The organism is Variovorax sp. 38R (genome assembly GCF_014843395.1).
GTDB lineage: Bacteria > Pseudomonadota > Gammaproteobacteria > Burkholderiales > Burkholderiaceae_C > Variovorax > Variovorax paradoxus_H.
In genome coordinates this window covers 1,104,254-1,120,678 of record NZ_CP062121.1, presented here as the reverse complement: position 1 = coordinate 1,120,678, position 16,425 = coordinate 1,104,254, and the positions used below count along the sequence as shown (strand labels likewise).

15 protein-coding genes are annotated in these 16,425 nt (G+C 67.9%); 4 read left to right on the top strand and 11 right to left on the bottom strand.

Annotation, left to right across the window (positions count from 1 at the left end; genetic code table 11):
• Nucleotides 1-14: 14 nt before the first annotated feature.
• The 3 genes from IG196_RS04935 (at nucleotide 15) to IG196_RS04925 (ending at nucleotide 3,924) form a co-directional block, all read left to right on the top strand.
• On the top strand, nucleotides 15-947 hold the full coding sequence (locus tag IG196_RS04935) for a LysR family transcriptional regulator (RefSeq protein ID WP_192195250.1): 933 nt from the start codon (nucleotides 15-17) through the stop codon (nucleotides 945-947).
• A 175-nt stretch (nucleotides 948-1,122) separates the two neighbouring features.
• Nucleotides 1,123-2,655, top strand: a complete 1,533-nt coding sequence (locus IG196_RS04930) for an FAD-dependent oxidoreductase (RefSeq protein ID WP_192195249.1) — start codon at nucleotides 1,123-1,125, stop codon at nucleotides 2,653-2,655.
• An 18-nt stretch (nucleotides 2,656-2,673) separates the two neighbouring features.
• The gene (locus IG196_RS04925; RefSeq protein ID WP_192195248.1) at nucleotides 2,674-3,924 is read left to right on the top strand and encodes a lactonase family protein; all 1,251 of its coding nucleotides are present in this window, start codon (nucleotides 2,674-2,676) and stop codon (nucleotides 3,922-3,924) included.
• Nucleotides 3,925-3,927: 3 nt separating this feature from the next.
• Here IG196_RS04925 and IG196_RS04920 read toward each other — a convergent pair whose 3' ends face one another.
• From IG196_RS04920 to IG196_RS04880, 9 genes are all read right to left on the bottom strand, one after another.
• A complete protein-coding gene (locus tag IG196_RS04920; protein WP_192195247.1) occupies nucleotides 3,928-5,397 on the bottom strand; it encodes an N-acyl-D-amino-acid deacylase family protein in 1,470 nt (489 codons plus the stop codon).
• The gene (locus IG196_RS04915) at nucleotides 5,394-6,311 is read right to left on the bottom strand and encodes a MurR/RpiR family transcriptional regulator (RefSeq protein ID WP_192195246.1); all 918 of its coding nucleotides are present in this window, start codon (nucleotides 6,309-6,311) and stop codon (nucleotides 5,394-5,396) included. Before IG196_RS04915 ends, IG196_RS04920 begins: the two co-directional genes overlap by 4 nt.
• Before the next feature lie 14 nt (nucleotides 6,312-6,325).
• Nucleotides 6,326-7,633 (bottom strand): amino acid deaminase, encoded by a 1,308-nt coding sequence (locus IG196_RS04910; RefSeq protein WP_192195245.1) that lies wholly within the window; start codon nucleotides 7,631-7,633, stop codon nucleotides 6,326-6,328.
• Nucleotides 7,630-8,616 carry an ABC transporter ATP-binding protein gene (locus IG196_RS04905; protein WP_192195244.1) on the bottom strand — a complete coding sequence of 329 codons (987 nt, stop codon included), beginning with the start codon at nucleotides 8,614-8,616 and terminating at the stop codon, nucleotides 7,630-7,632. Before IG196_RS04905 ends, IG196_RS04910 begins: the two co-directional genes overlap by 4 nt.
• Before the next feature lie 157 nt (nucleotides 8,617-8,773).
• Nucleotides 8,774-9,811 carry an ABC transporter ATP-binding protein gene (locus IG196_RS04900; RefSeq protein WP_101490933.1) on the bottom strand — a complete coding sequence of 346 codons (1,038 nt, stop codon included), beginning with the start codon at nucleotides 9,809-9,811 and terminating at the stop codon, nucleotides 8,774-8,776.
• Nucleotides 9,811-10,650, bottom strand: coding sequence for an ABC transporter permease (locus tag IG196_RS04895; RefSeq protein ID WP_101488680.1), 840 nt, complete (start codon nucleotides 10,648-10,650; stop codon nucleotides 9,811-9,813). Before IG196_RS04895 ends, IG196_RS04900 begins: the two co-directional genes overlap by 1 nt.
• A 3-nt stretch (nucleotides 10,651-10,653) precedes the next feature.
• Complete coding sequence (locus IG196_RS04890; protein ID WP_101490934.1) at nucleotides 10,654-11,610, bottom strand: ABC transporter permease; 957 nt, start codon at nucleotides 11,608-11,610, stop codon at nucleotides 10,654-10,656.
• Nucleotides 11,607-12,869, bottom strand: coding sequence for a lactonase family protein (locus IG196_RS04885; protein ID WP_192195243.1), 1,263 nt, complete (start codon nucleotides 12,867-12,869; stop codon nucleotides 11,607-11,609). Before IG196_RS04885 ends, IG196_RS04890 begins: the two co-directional genes overlap by 4 nt.
• Nucleotides 12,870-12,888: 19 nt before the next feature.
• Nucleotides 12,889-14,466, bottom strand: coding sequence for an ABC transporter substrate-binding protein (locus IG196_RS04880; protein ID WP_101490936.1), 1,578 nt, complete (start codon nucleotides 14,464-14,466; stop codon nucleotides 12,889-12,891).
• Between the two features lie 194 nt (nucleotides 14,467-14,660).
• Between IG196_RS04880 and IG196_RS04875 the strand changes: the two genes are divergently transcribed.
• The gene (locus IG196_RS04875; protein WP_062473709.1) at nucleotides 14,661-15,050 is read left to right on the top strand and encodes a RidA family protein; all 390 of its coding nucleotides are present in this window, start codon (nucleotides 14,661-14,663) and stop codon (nucleotides 15,048-15,050) included.
• On the opposite strand, the gene IG196_RS04870 is transcribed toward IG196_RS04875, so the two are convergent.
• On the bottom strand, nucleotides 15,051-15,650 hold the full coding sequence (locus IG196_RS04870) for an ATP-dependent Clp protease proteolytic subunit (RefSeq protein WP_101491296.1): 600 nt from the start codon (nucleotides 15,648-15,650) through the stop codon (nucleotides 15,051-15,053). It lies immediately after the preceding gene.
• 126 nt (nucleotides 15,651-15,776) lie between these two features.
• On the bottom strand, nucleotides 15,777-16,409 hold the full coding sequence (locus IG196_RS04865) for a sigma-70 family RNA polymerase sigma factor (RefSeq protein WP_101490937.1): 633 nt from the start codon (nucleotides 16,407-16,409) through the stop codon (nucleotides 15,777-15,779).
• Between the last annotated feature and the right edge of the window lie 16 nt (nucleotides 16,410-16,425).

Below are 16,425 nucleotides of genomic sequence, written 5' to 3'. Positions count from 1 at the left end.
AGCCGCCCGCCGTGATGACTTTCAAGCAACTCGAAGCCCTGTACTGGATCGCCCGGCTGGGCGGCTTCGCGCAGGCGGCCAACCAGCTGCACACCTCGCAGTCGGCCATCTCCAAGCGCGTGCACGAGCTGGAGCAGCTGTTCGACACCGAACTGTTCGACCGCAGCCAGCGCACCGCGCGTCTCACCGACAAGGGCGAAGAGATGTTCGTGCTCGCCAAGAAGCTGCTCGACCAGCGCGATGCCGCCGTCGAACAGTTCGGCAAGCCGGGTGTGGTGGAGCGTCGCATCCGCATCGGCGTGACCGAGCTCACCGCGATGACCTGGCTGCCGCGCCTCGTCGGCCTGATCCAGCAGCACTACCCAAAGGTGATCCTCGAGCCCGACGTGGACGACAGCCTGCAGCTGCGTGACAAGCTGCTGGCCGACGAGCTCGACGTGGTGATCGTGCCCCACACCTTCGCCGACTCGCGCATGCAGAGCAAGGTCATTGGCCGGGTGAAGAGCGCGTGGATGTGCAAGCCCGGCGTGATTCCCTCAGCCGCGGCCACCGGCACCGTGCGCCTGCACGACCTCGCGCGCCACCGCATGCTGGTGCAGGGCAACAACTCGGGCACCGGCCGCGCCTACGACGCATGGATGAAGGACCAGGGCGTGCAGCCCGCCAACGCGATCGTGGTGAGCAACCTCGTCGCGCTCACGGGGCTCACCGTGTCGGGTCTCGGCGTGAGCTACCTGCCGCGCGAATGCCTCGCGCCGCTGGTCGACGCCGGCATGCTCGAGGTGATCGACGTGACGCCCGCGCTGCCCGTGGTGCGCTACGTGGCGATGCACAAAGGCGAGCACCGCAGCGCGCTCACGTCGTCGATCGTGATGCTGGCGCAGGCGTGCTGCGACTTCACGCGGATGTTCCAGGCTCAGCCCACCGAAGACGCTGTGTCGAACTGAAAATATTTTTCATAACGTCTGAAATTCACGTCAATACTGGCGAGATTCCGCCATATCCACGTGAATTCAAGGAAGTTAAGAAAAAACCTTTCAATTTCAAGCCCACCCGAAACAACGCAGACCTTCCCCTTCTCCCGGCGCCATCGCCGCCAGACCTTCTTCAGAGACAGTGCCCATGACCATCACCGTGACACGCCAGGACGCTCGCTACAACACCTTGAAGAAGGGCTTCAACCTGCGATGGCCGGCCACGGAATCGGATGCCGCGTCGCGCATCGAGCTGGTGGAAAACGCGGGCGATGCCGCCGCTGCACTACAGCGCATCGTCGATGCGGGCCTGCGGCCCACGGTGCGCAGCGGCGGGCACTGCTATGAAGACTTCGTCTCCAACAACCCCGGCGGTGCGATCCTCGACCTGAGCCTGCTCACGCAGGCGAGCGCCGACCGCAAGGGCGACGGGCGCTACCGCATCAGCCCCGGCACGCAGAACTGGAATGGCTACCTCGAGCTCTACAAGCAGCACAACGTGACGCTGCCCGGCGGCTCCTGCTATTCGGTGGGCGCGGGCGGGCACATCTGCGGCGGCGGCTACGGGCTGCTGTCGCGCCTGCAGGGGCTCACTGTCGACTGGCTTTCGGCGGTGGACATCCTCACGGTCGATGCGCGCGGCAAGGTCGTGCCGCGCACCGTGGATGCGACGCGCGAGCCGGAGCTGTTCCGCGCCTGCCGCGGCGCGGGCGGCGGCAACTTCGGTGCAATCACCGGCTATGTGTTCGACACCCTGCCGACCGCGCCGCGCGAGGTGGCGCTCGCGGTGGTCGCGTTCGACTGGGCCACGATGACGCCCGCGCGCTTTGCCGAACTACTCTCCATCTACGGCGACTACTGGGCCACGCGCGGCACATCGCCCGACACCTGGGGCATGTTCTCGCTGCTCAAACTCACGCACCGCTCGTCGGGCCAGATCGTGATGCTCACGCAGTTCTGCAACCCCGACGGCACCTGCAACGACCTCACGGTGCTCCACGATTTTCTCGACCGTTTCCGTGCCTGCACGCCGGTGCCATTGAAGGGCCGCGCACCCGGCGTGGGCCCGGCGCCGCGGCAAGACACGGGGCAGCTGCTGTGTTCCAAGCCGCACACGGTGACGCGCTACGACTGGCTCACGGCCACGCAGTACCTCAACGGCTCGGGCGAGAACCAGCGCGGCAAGTACAAGTCGGCCTACATGAAGCGCAACTTCACGGCCCGCGAAGCGCAGCGCATCTACACGCACCTCACGCGCACGATGCCTGGCGTCGACCTGAGCCAGTCGCTGGTGCAGGTCGACTCCTATGGCGGCGCGATCAACAAGCCCGAGCGCATCGGAGACACCGCCGTGCCGCAGCGCGCATCGATCATGAAGCTGCAGTACCAGACGTATTGGCGCAGCGCGGCGGACGACGCGGGCCACCTGCGCTGGATCAGCGACTTCTTTCGCGACGTGTACGGCACGCCCGACGTACCCGAGCGCTTTGCCGGCACGCCCTACCCCGGCGAGCGCTACGAAGGCTGCTACATCAACTACCCGGACAACGACATGCTGGCCTACCCGTTCTGGCCGCAGCTCTACTATGGGGACCAGGGGCTCTACGCCTTCCTTCGGAAAGTGAAGCGGCGCTACGACCCGAACAACATCCTTCACCATGCCATGTCGGTGCGGCCCTGAACGAGAGGAATGAACGCCATGACACACAGCCCCCAACTCTCCGGTCAGAACCGCCGCGCCGTCATGCAGTGGATCGGCGGCGCCTCCGCGCTAGGCGCGCTGACACCGATGGTCCCCGCCGGTGCACAGACTCCGGACGCCGCGAGCAGCAGCACTGTCACCAGCACCGCGCCCGCGCCCCGCTTCGCCTACGTCGGCACGTACACCAGCGGCGGCACCGCCGGGGGCCCGGCGTCGAAGGGCATCTACGTGCTCGCGATTCGGGACGGTGGCTGGACGCCGGTGCAGACCGTCGCGAGCGCGAATCCGTCGTTCCTCGCGGTGCACCCGAACCGGCGCGTCCTCTACGCGATCAACGAGATCGACAGCTACCTGGGACTGCCCACCGGCACGGCCGAGGCCTATGCAATCGATGCGAACGATGGGCGCCTGACGCTGCTCAACCGCCAGCCGCTCTCGCTCTCGGGCGTGACGCCTGCGCACCTGGCCGTGTCGCCCGATGGCCGCGCGCTCGCTGTGGCGCTGTACGGTGGCGGCGCCTACAACGTGCTGCCCATCGAGGCGGACGGCAAGCTCGGCAAGGTCTCGGGCATCGAGAAGGAAACCGGCGCCGGCCCCGACGCGGAACGCCAGGAATCGCCGCATCCGCACATGGTGCTGTTCGATGGCACGGGCCAACGCCTGCTCGCCACCGACCTCGGCACCGACCGCATCAATGCGTTCACGCTCGCCGACGGCAAGCTGGCCTTGCTTGGTCGCACGTCCGTCGCGCCCGGCAGCGGCCCGCGCCATCTGGCGCTGCATCCGTCGCAGCGCTTCCTGTACGTGGTGAACGAACTCGACGCCACGGTCACCAGCTTCGGCTACGACGCGGCGAGTGGCAAGGTCGGGGAACAGCGCCAGCGCGTCTCGACCGTGCCCGAGGGCTACGTCGGCCAGAAGAACGCGGCGGCGCTGGTGATGCATCCGTCAGGGCAATTTCTCTATGCGACCAACCGGCGCTTGAAGTCGGACCATCCCATGGCCGACAGCATTGCGGCGTTCCGCATCGACGCGAGCAACGGCGCGTTGACACCGCTGCAGCACTGGAGCGAGGGCCTGCGCTTTCCGCGTGCGCTGGCGATGGCGCCGGGTGGCAGCCACCTCTACGCGCTCAGCCAGAAAGGCGACACGATCCTGCGCCTGCGCATCGATCCGGCCAGCGGCACGCTGGACCAGCCGGTGCAGGTGGCGCAGGTGCCTACGCCGGTGTGCCTGGTGTTTGCCTGATGCCTAGCTGCCGCGCGTGAGCATCCGCCCCGCGCGCGCCAGCACCTTCGCTTCGCCCCCGCCACCGCGATAGGCCAGCACGCCGTTCACGAACACGCGTTCGATCCCTTCGCTCACGCCCAGCGGCTGGTCGTAGGTCGCGGTGTCGGTGATGGTCTCAGGGTCGAACACCACCACGTCGGCCATCGTGCCGACGCGCAGCAGGCCGCGATCCGCGATGCGCAGGTTGCGCGCGGTCATGCCGGTCATCTTGTGCACCGCCTGCTCCAGCGTGAAGAGCTTGCGCTGGCGCCAGTAGCGCGCAAACACGCGCGGGAACGCACCCCACAGGCGCGGGTGCGGATGGCGGTCGTGCGGCAGGCCGTCACTGCCGATCATGGTGAGCGGGTGCGCAATGACGCGCTCCACGTCTTCTTCCTGCATCTGGAAGTAGCAGGCACCGCCGGGCTTCAGGCGCAGGCAGGCTTCCTGTTCGGTGGTGCCCCACTCGCGCGCGATGTCGGAGAGGAGGCGGCCCGTCATCTCGGGGTGCGGGTCGGACCAGGTCAGCAGCACGTCGATGACGCCGTCGACCAGGTCTTCGCGCAGCACGGTGGAGCCGGCCACGTAGGGGTAGACGTCCATCGCGATCTGCTGGCGCTGCGACAGCGCCTCGATCAGCGGCAGCGTCTCCTTCGTGCGGCCCCAGTTCGCGGGACCGGCGCACTTGTGGTGCGAGATGACCAGCGGCACGCCCGCGCTGAAGGCCGTGTCGCCGGCCTCGTGCAGCGCTTCGATGATCTGCTGCATTTCGCTGCGCAGGTGCGTAGCGTACACGCCGCCGTGGCGTGCCATGACGCGCGCGAGCGCGGTGACTTCTTCGGCCGGTGCGGCAAAGGCTTCTTCGTAGAACAGGCCTGATGACATGCCATGCGCGCCTGCGGCCATGCAGTCGTCGAGCAGCGCTTCCATGCGCCCCAATTCGTCGCTGTCGGCGGGCCGGTCGAGCGCCTGCATCGCCGCGAAGCGCAGCGTGGTGTGGCCAATCAGTGCCGCCACATTGAGCGCAGGCTGCGTCGCATCGACCGCCGCGCGGTACTCGGCCATGGTCGCATGCTTGAACGAATCGGCGCCCAGCAGCGTGAGCGGCGGCTTCGACTGCGGCGTGCGGTACGGCGCCAGCGAAATGCCGCAGTTGCCCGTGACCACGGTGGTGATGCCCTGCGACACCTTGGGCAGGCACAGCGGGTCGCGCAGCACGATGGCGTCGTCGTGCGTGTGGGCGTCGATGAAGCCGGGGGCGATCACCTTGCCACGGCAGTCGACCACGTCGACGTCCGCGATGTTCAGTCCCTCAGGCAGCCGCGTGCGCAGGCCTTCGCCGAGTGCCACGATGCGGTCGCCCTGCAGCAGCACGTCGCCGGGCCATGAAGGGCCGCCCGAGCCGTCGACCACGAGGCCGGCTTCGAGCAGCACGGGTGGGGTGTCGCTCATGGTTCGCGGTCTCCCTTTTTCGCGTTGATGCCGCCGCCGTCCCAGCTCTGCAGCGGGTGCGTGGTGGCGTCGATGCCATGGCGTTGAAAGGCCTCGCGTGCGCGCTGCAGGCGCTGCACGGCGGGCTCGCCGCGGCGTTGCGCCACCAGCACGGTGAGGATCTCGATGACGGTGAGGTGCGTGAGGTAGGCGTCGATGCCCACGTGCATCACGGCGTCGTCGGGCACCGACAGGCCGATGAGGAAGTCGGCCTTGGCTGCGAGCGCGGTGCCCGGCCGCGTGATCGCGACCACCTGGGCGCCCTGCCCGCGCGCGATGTCGACGGCGTCGAGCAGCGAGGGCATGCCGCCCACGTGCGAGATGGCGATGACCACGCCGCCCGGGCGTTGCGCTGCACCGGCCACCTGCTGCAGGTGGTAGTCGGCCCAGGCATTGGCCGAGAGGCCGAGGCGGAACAGCCGCGCCTGCAGGTCGCTCGCCATGAACCACGAGGTGGCGCCCGCGCCGTACAGGTCAACGTGCGGTGCGGCCGCGATGGCGCGCACGGCGCCGTCGAGCACCTGCATGTCGAGCTGGCCGCGCACGCCCGAGACCGAGGCGGCGGCACTGCGTGCGATCTTGCTGACCACTTCGTCGGCGGCGTCTTCGATGTTGACGCGGCGGTGCAGCGGCGAACCGCCGAGTGCCAGTTCCTGTGCGAGCGCGAGCTTGAACTCGCGCAGCCCGGCAAAGCCGAGGTCGCGGCAGGTGCGCATGATGGTGGGCACCGAGCTGCGCGAGCGCTCGGCCAGCTGCTCGAAGCTCTCTTCGAGCGCGCGGTCGGGGTCTTCGAGGATCAGGTCGAGAATCGCGCGCCGCGTGGCCGGCGCGTCGCCACGCGCCTCGGCGATTCTCTTGAGCAAGGAGGGCGTCATCGGTGCGTCTGTTTTTAGAAGTGCATGGCGACGGCGTCGCTCACGCGGTAGTCGTTCTCGACCACGGGCATCCAGTGCCATTTGTCGAAGGTGGTGCAGGGGTGCGAGATGCCCAGGCCCACGCGGTCGCCGACCTTGGGGGCGTCGGCTTCTTCGCTTGCGTCCCAGCGCAGGTAGGCATGCTGATCGTTCAGTGCGGTGATCTTCCAGCCGGCGGGCACACCCTGCGGCTGCAACGCTCCGCGCGCCGCGCGCGCGATTGGCACGGGCAGCGAGAGGTCGAAGGAGATGTCGCGCTTGCCGACCGACAGGATCGCCAGGCCCGGCTCGGGTCGCGACTGCACGTTGGCCCAGACTTCCATCGCCGGTGTCAGACCCTCGCCGCACTCGCAACCCAGGCGCTCGTCCACCACATTCACCATGCGCTTGTAGAAGCCATGGTCGTGCGTCACGTAGCAGCCTGAGCGCAGCAGGCCGCGCACCGGAGAACCCAAGGCAGGCTTCAGGCGCCCGGCCACGAGGTCGAAGATCGCCGAGCCGCCGGCCGAGACCAGCACTTCGTCGGTCTCGAAGAGCTGCTGCGTGTCGCAATGGCGCGCAACAGCTTCGACGCGGTCCATCAGCGTGGTGGCGTAGGCCGTGTCGGGCTCGCTCTCGCCCGTGGCGCCCTGCCCTTCGTAGGTCTCGATGCCCACGAGCTTGGCCGCGTCGCTCGCGCGCACGCGCGTGGCGAGCGCGATGGCTTCGTCGTGCGTGCGGCAGCCCGTGCGCGCGCCTTGCACGCCGATCTCGAGCATGACTTCAAAGGGCACGCTTGCGGGGTTGCGCTTCGACCAGTCTTCGATGAGCGCCAGCTGCGCGATCGAGTCGACCAGGAACACGACACGCAGGTCGGCATGGTCGGCCAGCAGCAGCTGGATGCCGGCCAGGTCTTCGTCGCTCACGACCTGGTTGGCGATCAGCGTGCGACGCGCGCCGGCGGCCACGCCCACGGCCAGCTGCGTGACGGTGGCGAAGGTCAGGCCCCAGGCGCCGGCGTCAAGCTGGCGCTGGAACAGCTGCGGCGACATGGTGGTCTTTCCGTGCGGGGCGAGGTCGATGCCCCACTCGCGCACGCGCGATTGCATCCACGCGAGGTTGTGTTCGAGCGCCTCGCGCTTGAGAACGGCCAGCGGCAGCGGCAGATCGCCGGCCAGCACGTTCCAGCCGGCGGCGCCGACTTCACTGCGCCGGCGCGGCGCCTGGGTGCGCGGGTAGCCCTTGAAACGGTCGCTGAGCAGCGGGTCGATGAAGTCTTGGGTAGCAGAAGCGGTGTCGGTCATGGTCGTGCAACGGCGATGTTGGAGAGCAGTTCTTTGCGGATGCAGGCGCTGTAGTGTGCGGGGGAAATCTCATCCAGGCTGGGCACCGTCTGCGCGCAAGCCTCGATGGCATGTGGACAGCGCGTGCGGAACACGCAGCCCGAGGGCGGCGAGATCGGGCTGGGGATGTCGCCCTTCAATGCAATGCGCTCGGTGGCCATCTCGGGGTCAGGCTTCGGGCTCGCGGCCAGCAGCGCCTGCGTGTAGGGATGCGAGGGACGCGCAAACAGCTCGTCGGTGGTCGCCACTTCCATCACCTTGCCCAGGTACAGCACCACCACGCGGTCGCACAGGTACTCGACCACGTCCAGGTCGTGCGAGATGAAGAGCATCGTCAGGCCCAGGCGCTCGCGCAGATCGGCCAGCAGGTTGATGACCTGCGATTGGATGGACACATCGAGTGCCGACAGCGGCTCGTCGGCCACGATGAACTCGGGCTCCACGGCCAGCGCGCGTGCCACGCCGATGCGCTGGCGCTGGCCGCCGGAGAACTCGTGCGGAAAGCGACTGGCGTGCTCAGGGCGCAGTCCCACGGTCTCCAGCAGCTCGGCGATGCGTTTGTCGCGCGCGGCTGCGCCCTTGTGCAGCCCGTGCGTGGACAGCGCCTCGCCGAGGATGGCGCTGATGCGCATCTTCGGGTTCAGGCTGGCGTACGGGTCCTGAAAGATGATCTGCAGCTTGCTGCGCAGCTTGCGCATGCGCTCACCCGAGAGCGTGCCGATGTCGTCGCCGCGATACAGCACCTGGCCCTCGGTGCGCTCGACGAGGCGCAGCACGGTGCGCCCGATGGTGCTCTTGCCCGAGCCCGATTCGCCGACCAGGCCCAGCGTCTCGCCGGGGTGGATGGCGAAGGAGACGTCGTCGACCGCACGCACGGGGCGGTCGCTGCTGCCGAAGTATTTTTTAAGTCCGCGGACTTCGATGAGGGGGACGGCGGTAGTCATCGTGGGCGTGTGGTTTTAGCTCCCTCCCCTTCCGGGGGAGGGTTGGGGTGGGGGCACGACGGCACGGGATGAAGCACTGCGCCGAACGAACGCCGCTTGCCCCCATCCCAGCCTTCCCCCGGGAGGGGAAGGAGCAACACGCCAGGCGGTGCGCTTCTCATGCGACTCTCACCAAAGGCTGGTCCGGCTGCACGCGCACGCAGCGCGCCTGGCGGTCCTGGCGAATGTCGATCAGCGGCGGCATCGCACTGCGGCATTCGGGCAGCGCCTGGTCACAACGCGGCTCGAAGGCGCAGCCCGGTGGCGGGGCGAGTGGGCTGGACACCTGCCCACGGATCGCAAACAGCCGCTTGGGCTTCGGTTGCCCAGGAACCCGCGCCTTGCCCGGCAGACAGGCCAACAGGCCCTGCGTGTACGGGTGCTCGGGCTGCGCAAAGAGAGGCCGCACGGGCGCTTGCTCGACCACGCGACCCGAGTACAGCACCACCACATCATCGGCATGGTGCGCCACCACGCCCAGGTTGTGCGTGATGAACAGGATGCTCATGCCCGTCTCGGCCTGCAGCCGCCGCATCAGTTCGAGGATCTGCGCCTGGATGGTCACGTCCAGCGCCGTGGTGGGCTCGTCGGCGATCAAGAGCGTCGGGTCGCAGGCCATGGCCAGCGCAATCATCACGCGCTGGCGCATGCCGCCCGACAGCTGGTGCGGGTACTCGTGGATGCGTTGGGCGGCAGCCGGAATCTCGACCAGCTCCAGCATGCGCAGCGCATGGGCCAATGCGGCCTTGCGGTCCAGTCCCTTGTGCAGGCGCACGCTCTCGGCAATCTGCTCGCCGATGGTGAACACCGGGTTCAGGCTCGTCATCGGCTCCTGGAAGATCATCGACAGCTGGTTGCCGCGCAATGAGCGCATCTCGCGTTCGCCGATCTGCAGCAGGTCCAGCGTCTTGCCTTCGCGGGTGACGAACGAGGCCGATCCGCTGACCTGCGCATTGGCGGTCTTGGGCAGCAGGCGCATCAGCGTGAGGCTGGTGACCGACTTGCCCGAGCCCGACTCGCCCACCAGCGCGGTGGTCTTGCCCGGCTGAATGGAGAAGCTCACATCGGCCACCGAGCGGATCAGGCCGTCTTCGGTGGGGAAGCTGGTGCTCAGGTTCGTGACCGTGAGCCGTGGGGTGTTCGTGGCGTTCGTCATCACGAGGTCTTCTTCAGCTTGGGGTCCAGCAGGTCGCGCACGCCATCACCGAGCAGCTGCAGCGACAGTGCCGTGAAGATGATCGCCAGGCCCGGGAACAGCACGACCCAGAAGGCCTGGTGCGCGTACTGCTGGCTGCCCGCGACCATGGTGCCCCAGGTCGGGATCTCGGGCGGCACACCGACGCCCAGGAACGACAGGCCCGCTTCGGCCAGGATCGCGTAGGCAAAGATGAAGGACACCTGCACGAGGATCGGCGACATCAGGTTCGGCAGGATATGGCGCCACAGGATGCGCGAGGTGCGCACACCCAGGGCCCGCACGGCTTCGACGAAGAGCAGCTCGCGCACCACCAGGGTCGAGGCCCGCACCACCCGCGCGACACGCGGCGTGTAGACCAGCACCAGCGCGAGCACGGTGTTCATCAGCGAGGGGCCGAGGATGGCCACCAGCGCGATGGCCAGCAGGATGTCGGGGAAGGACATCATGGCGTCGACCACGCGCATGAGCGGTGTATCGAGGCGGCGGAAGAAACCGGCCATCAAACCAAGCACCGTGCCGGCGATGACCGAGCCCAAGGCGGTGAGCGCCGCGATGGCCAGTGAGTAGCGGGCACCGTGCACGATGCGCGCGTACATGTCGCGCCCGAGTTCGTCGGTTCCGAGCAGGTGTTCGGCGCTGGGCGCCTTCAGGCGCTGCAGCACTGCCGTGTCGTTCGGGTCGGCGGACGCAAACAGCGGCGCACCCACAGCAAGCACGGCAATCACCAGCAGCACCAGGGCGGAGACCATCACGATGCGGCGGTGCATCAGCTGGCGGAGCATTCGAGGCATGCGCATCGTTCAGACCTTCACGCGCGGATCGACGACGGCATACAGCAGGTCGATCGAGAAATTGATGAGCACATAGATCGCGGCAATCACGAGCAGCGCGCCCTGAATGACGGGGTAGTCGCGCCGCAGAACGGCGTTGACCACGAGGTTGCCCACGCCCGGCAGGCCGAACACGGTCTCGGTGATGACGGCGCCGCCGATCATCAGCGCGACGGTCAGGCCGATCACGGTGACGATGGGCACCAGTGCGTTGCGCAGCGCATGCTTCAAGACCACGGTGCTCTCGCTCAGGCCCTTGGAGCGTGCGGTGCGCACGTAGTCTTCACCCAGCACGTCGAGCATCGAGGCGCGCGTGAAGCGGATGATGAGTGCGGAGTTCAAGAGGCCCAGCACGGTGGCCGGCAGCACCAGTGCATGCAGCCGCTCGGCGAACGGCGCATCGGGCGCGCCGTAGCCCGACACGGGGAACCACCCGAACGACACCGCGAAGATCTGGATCAGCACGATGCCCATCCAGAAGCTGGGGATGCTGGCGCCCAGCATCGCGATGCCGGTGAAGAACTGGTCGACCACACGCCCGCGGAACACCGCCGAGACGATGCCGCAGGGCACGCCGATGAGCGCGGCGATGGCCACGGCCATCAGGGCCAGCAAGGTGGTCGGCTCGGCCCGCTCCCACAGCGCCTGCGTGACCGGGCGCTGCAAAAAGATCGAGGTGCCCAGATTGCCCTGCAGCACTTCGCGCAGCCAGTAGCCGAACTGCACGGGCAATGGCTTGTCGAGGCCGTAGTCCTTCTGTACGCGGGCGATGTCGGCGGCGGTGGCCTGGTCGCCCAGCAGCACGGAGATCGGGTCACCCGAGGCGGCGCGCGTGAGCACGAAGACCAGCACGGCCACGAGGGCCAGTACGGTGAGCATGCCGCCCGCGCGCGAGGCGATGTAGCGAAGCGATCCGCTCTTGATCATGACGAGAACTCGATGGCGGCGGCGCTGCCGACGGCCACGTACTGGCCGGTGAACTGCACGTCACCGTTCTTCTTCACGCGGAAGATGGTCACGTTGTCGCCCTGCTTGTTGTGGCACACGTAGAGAAAACGCCCGCTCGGCTCGAGCGTGCAGCTGCGCGGGTAGTTGCCGCGCGTCCACTCTTCGCGCACGAGCGTGGGCGCGCCGGTGCGGGCATCGACCTTGAAGATCGAGATCGAATCGTGCAGCCGGTTGAGCGACACGAAGTGCGTGCCGCCCGGCAGCATGCGGATGCCCGAGGCGTAGCTGGTGCCCTTGAAGCCGGCGGGCAGCGCCGAGGTTTCGCTCACGAGCGTGAGCACGCCGGTGGCGCCGTCGTAACGCAGGAAGGCGATGGTCGAGGCCTCTTCGTTGACGAGGTAGACCCACTTGCCATTCGGGTGGAAGGCGAAGTGGCGCGCGCCCGAGCTCTCGGACACGGCCACCGTGCTCGGCTGGCTCAGCACGCCGGTGGCACGGTCGAAGCGGTACGAGATGACGCGGTCGAGCCCCAGGTCGGCCACGAGCACGAAGTTGCCGGCCGGGTCGGCCTGCACCATGTGCGCGTGCGGGCCGTCGTGGTCGCTGGTGGCAAAGCCCTCATGCACGCGTGCGATGAGCGGCACGACGTCGGCGCCGGGCTTGCAGGGCGTGGCGGCGCCGCACGCAGCCACGTCCTTGTAGACGACGGGGGCGCGATCGGTGTCGAACGTGCCGTCGGCGCGCAACGCGATCACGCTGACATCGCCGCTGGCGTAGTTGGCGGTGAAGAGAAAGCGGCCGTCGGGGTGCACGCTGACGTACGCCGGGTCCTTGCCGCCGCAGGGCATCTCGGCCACGAACGACAGCGCGCCGTTCGCGCCGATGCGGAAGGCCGAGACCGAGCCAGCCTCGAACTCGTTGGCGGCGTAGAGCATCGGCAGCGTCGGATGGCGCGCGAGCGAGGCGGGGTTGCGCAGCTTGGCATCGCTGCCTGCGCTCGCCACGGCGGGCGGTGCCCCGGAGATGGGCTTGAGCGAACCGGTCGCGCCGTCCACCACGAACTGGTGCACGCCGAGGCCGCGCCCACCGCGCCACGGCTTGCCGCCGTCGCTGTAGGTGCCGACGTAGGCGTAGACCGGGCCGGAAGTGGCGGCCTGGACAGTCGAGGCTGTGAGGCCGAGGGCTCCGAGGCCGGAGGCCAGTGCGCTGGCTTGCAGAAGTTGGCGACGCGATGGCATGGCGGGTGTCCTTGCGGCCTTACTTGATCTTCGCGTTCCAGAAGAACGGCCAGGTCGCGGGCTGGTAGTTGTCCAGCGCAGGGCTCTTGGCCGAGAGGCCATTGAACTTGCCGACGTTGATGTACGGCACCTCGTCGTACACCACCTGCTGCACCTTGCCCCACAGCGCGCCGCGCTTGGCCGGGTCGCTTTCGGTGTTGAAGGCACTCAGCGTGGCCTTCTTGGCGGGCGAATCCCACCAGCCGGGTGCGCCGTCGCCCAGTTGCGGCGGCGAGAGCATGGGCTCGGGGAACTGGCCCGAGTGGGTCACGTAGATGTCCCACAGCTTCGGGTCGTTGCGGCGTTGCACCAGCGTGGCCCAGTCGACCACGTTGAGGTCGACCTTGAAGCCGGCGCGCTTGAGCTGCTCGGCCATCAAGAGCGACATGTTGTAGTGAAAGTCGTACTGGCGGCTGGTGAGCACGCGGATCGGTTCGCCCTTGTAGCCGGCCTTGGCCGCAGCGTCTTTCCCCTTGGTGGCGTTGCGCTGGTTGTACTGGTCGGCGCCGGCCGTCGAGTAGAACGGCGAGCCCTTGGGGAAGTGGTTGGCCTCGGCCACGAAGAAGCGCGTGTCGCCGAAGCCGGCCGCGAGCATCTCGCCCTGGCCCAGCGCGGTCTGGATCGCCTGGCGCACCGGCTGGCTCGCGGCCACGCCTTCCTTGGTGTTGAGCACGAGGTACGGGAAGCCGAACGACGGCGTGAGGATCGGCAGCGTCTTGCCGCCGGCCTTCTCCAGGCGCGGCAGGGCTTCCACCGGCAGCAGGTCGGCAAAGTCGTACTGGCCGGCCAGCGCGCCCTCGACGCGCGTGCTGGCGTTGGGCACGGGCACGAAGCGCAGCTCTTCGATGGCCGCTTCGCGCTTGCCGCCGTAGCCGCTCGCGGGCTCCTTGCGTGCGGCGTACTTGTCGAAGCGCGAGAGCAGCACGAACTGGTCGGGGCGGCGCTCCTTGAACTTGTAGGGGCCGGTGCCGACGAAATCTTTCAGCGGCGAAGCGATGGAGTCCTTGGCCATGATGGCCGCCATGCCGCTGGGCAGCGCGAGCTGCGACAGCAGCGGTGCATACGGCGCCTTCAGCACGATCTCCACGCCCAGCGGGCCCTTGGCCTTGAGGCTCTCGATTTCCTTGCCCACGGCCTTGCCGCGCGGCGACTGGTCCATCCAGCGCTGCAGGCTGGCGACCACGTCGTCGGCCGTGAGCTCGCGCCCGTTGTGCAGCGCCACGCCCTTGCGCAGCGTGATCGCGTAGGTCTTGCCGTCGGCCGAAATCTTCGGCATCGTCTCGGCCAGCATCGGCACCACGTTCCACTTGGCGTCGAAGGTGTACAGCGTCTCGTACACGTGCTGCATGATGGTTCCGACCAGGTCGGCCGTGGAGGCCATCGGGTCGAGCGTCTGCGGCTCGGCCACCATCGCCAGCGTGGCGAAGTTGCGCGGGCCCTGCGCGTGGGCGCTCGGATGCGGCAGTGCAGCACACAGCATCGCGAGCAGGGAAGCTCCCAGCAGGCTGCGCTTCGACAGGCGGGGCAGGCGCTGGACAACAAGACCGGCGTGGGACATGGAGAACTCCTTCGTGGGGTCGGGCTGATTTATGAAAGAAATTTTCTTTCTGGCCCGGACTTTGAAGCAGACTTCATGCCAAATCATCCGTGTTAACCCTTGTTGAGGGGTTATTCTGAAAAAGTCTTTCAATTCAGACGGATACTGAAGCCCTCACCTGCCTCCACTCAACCCCTCACTTCACAGGAGTTCCCATGCCCCTCGAATACCTCGGCGCCCCGCCCATCGCCTCCGACCGTCAGGCACGCCCCTTCTCCCCCGCCGTGCGCGCGGGCGATTTCGTCTACGTGTCGGGCCAGGTGCCCGCCAACGCGCAGGGAGAGATCGTGGCGGGCGGCATCGAGGTGCAGACGCGCCAGGTGATGGAGAACCTGAAGACCGTGCTCGCGCTGGCCGGCGCCACGCTCGACGACGTGTGCAAGAGCACCGTCTGGCTGCACGACGCGCGCGACTTTGGTGCCTTCAACCGCGTCTACATGAGCTACTTCGGTGAAAACAAGCCGGCACGCTCGACCACCGAGGCGCGCCTCATGGTCGATGCGAAGGTCGAGATCGACGTCGTCGCCTACAAGCCCAAGGCCTGATCAGGCGGGCCGCAACTCGGTCTTGCGCTGAATGATGCGCGAGACCAGCCCGTACTCGACGGCCTCCGCGGCCGACAACCAGCGGTCGCGCTCGATGTCGGCCAGCACCACCTCGAGGGGTTTGCCGGTTTCGCGCGCAATCTCGTGCGCGATGCGCTGGCGGGCCTTGAGGATTTCCTGCGCTTGAATGGCGATGTCGGTCGCCTGCCCGCCCGCGCCGCCGCTGGGCTGGTGGATCAGGAAGCGCGTATTGGGCAGGCACACGCGGCGCTCGCGCGGCGCCGCCAGAAACAGATGCGTGGCGGCACTGCCGACCCAGCCGGTGCCGATCATGTGCACCGGCGCGCTGATGAAGCGCACCACGTCGTGGATGGCGTCGCCCGACTCCAGGTGCCCGCCCGGCGAGCTCACGAGGATGTCGATGGGCTTGTCGCTGCTGTCGGCATCGAGCGCGATGAGCCGGCGCGTGACATCGGCCGCCACGCTGTCGGTGATGCTGCCGAAGATCAGCAGCGTGCGCGACTTGAACGCTTTCTCCTCGAGGTAGGAATTGCGCGGCTCGGCCGTGGCCGCGGGCGGGGTGTCGTCGTCGGTTTCCATTGAGAACATGGCCTGCATGAAGAAAGCTCCTGTGGTTGAACTGTCTTGACGAACAAGCCCACAGTGTCGTGACATTGCGCGTGCCGTGGCAAGCGGCACCGCGGTGCCGCAAGTGCCACTTGCCGCTCAGGCGGCCAGCCGGGGCGACACCACGGCCCGTCGGGGTGTGCCGACGCCGGCCAGCACCGCGCGCCCCGTCATCGCGCCGCAATGGTCCAGCGCCTGACGCAGGACGGTGTCCACCGTGCGCAGCGACAGGCCGTAGTGCGAGGCCACCTCCTGGCGTGTCTTCTCCTCGATGCGCAAAGCCTCGAGCACCGCCCGGTGACGCCGCGGCAGGCCCTGCATCGCGCGGTCGACCGACCCGACTTCGGCGCGCACTTCGGCCATGTCCTCGGGCCCGGGCGCGTGGTCGATGGCCGACTCGACGACGGTGTGCGGGTCGTCCACATAGCGCCATGCCCCCTCGCTGCGCAACCGGTCCATGGCCAGATTGCAGGCCACCCGATAGACGTAGGCGTTGGGGTTCTCCACAGGCGCGCACACCCGCAGATGGCCCAGCCGCAGCCAGGCATCGTGCAGGCATTCGCTGGCCATCTCGGCGCACCCGAGATGGCGGGTCAGCTTGCGCCGCAGCCCCTCGTAGTTGGCGCAGAGAAAAACCTGCAGCGCCAGGCGACGCTGCGCTTCGTCTCGCAGCTCGCTGGCCGCGTCGTCGCGCGCCGGCGCTTCCTGTTCGCAAAGGACACTGGGTGCCATGACATGCGCCCCTGCC

What these genes read in the sequence shown, in the direction of transcription:
- IG196_RS04910 (WP_192195245.1), bottom strand. Translation starts at nt 7,633, where the DNA reads ATGACCGACACCGCTTCTGCTACCCAAGACTTCATCGACCCGCTGCTC.
- IG196_RS04870 (WP_101491296.1), bottom strand. Translation starts at nt 15,650, where the DNA reads ATGGAAACCGACGACGACACCCCGCCCGCGGCCACGGCCGAGCCGCGC.
- IG196_RS04935 (WP_192195250.1), top strand. Translation starts at nt 15, where the DNA reads ATGACTTTCAAGCAACTCGAAGCCCTGTACTGGATCGCCCGGCTGGGC.
- IG196_RS04915 (WP_192195246.1), bottom strand. Translation starts at nt 6,311, where the DNA reads ATGACGCCCTCCTTGCTCAAGAGAATCGCCGAGGCGCGTGGCGACGCG.
- IG196_RS04920 (WP_192195247.1), bottom strand. Translation starts at nt 5,397, where the DNA reads ATGAGCGACACCCCACCCGTGCTGCTCGAAGCCGGCCTCGTGGTCGAC.
- IG196_RS04865 (WP_101490937.1), bottom strand. Translation starts at nt 16,409, where the DNA reads ATGGCACCCAGTGTCCTTTGCGAACAGGAAGCGCCGGCGCGCGACGAC.
- IG196_RS04875 (WP_062473709.1), top strand. Translation starts at nt 14,661, where the DNA reads ATGCCCCTCGAATACCTCGGCGCCCCGCCCATCGCCTCCGACCGTCAG.
- IG196_RS04900 (WP_101490933.1), bottom strand. Translation starts at nt 9,811, where the DNA reads ATGACGAACGCCACGAACACCCCACGGCTCACGGTCACGAACCTGAGC.
- IG196_RS04895 (WP_101488680.1), bottom strand. Translation starts at nt 10,650, where the DNA reads ATGCGCATGCCTCGAATGCTCCGCCAGCTGATGCACCGCCGCATCGTG.
- IG196_RS04885 (WP_192195243.1), bottom strand. Translation starts at nt 12,869, where the DNA reads ATGCCATCGCGTCGCCAACTTCTGCAAGCCAGCGCACTGGCCTCCGGC.
- IG196_RS04890 (WP_101490934.1), bottom strand. Translation starts at nt 11,610, where the DNA reads ATGATCAAGAGCGGATCGCTTCGCTACATCGCCTCGCGCGCGGGCGGC.
- IG196_RS04905 (WP_192195244.1), bottom strand. Translation starts at nt 8,616, where the DNA reads ATGACTACCGCCGTCCCCCTCATCGAAGTCCGCGGACTTAAAAAATAC.
- IG196_RS04930 (WP_192195249.1), top strand. Translation starts at nt 1,123, where the DNA reads ATGACCATCACCGTGACACGCCAGGACGCTCGCTACAACACCTTGAAG.
- IG196_RS04925 (WP_192195248.1), top strand. Translation starts at nt 2,674, where the DNA reads ATGACACACAGCCCCCAACTCTCCGGTCAGAACCGCCGCGCCGTCATG.
- IG196_RS04880 (WP_101490936.1), bottom strand. Translation starts at nt 14,466, where the DNA reads ATGTCCCACGCCGGTCTTGTTGTCCAGCGCCTGCCCCGCCTGTCGAAG.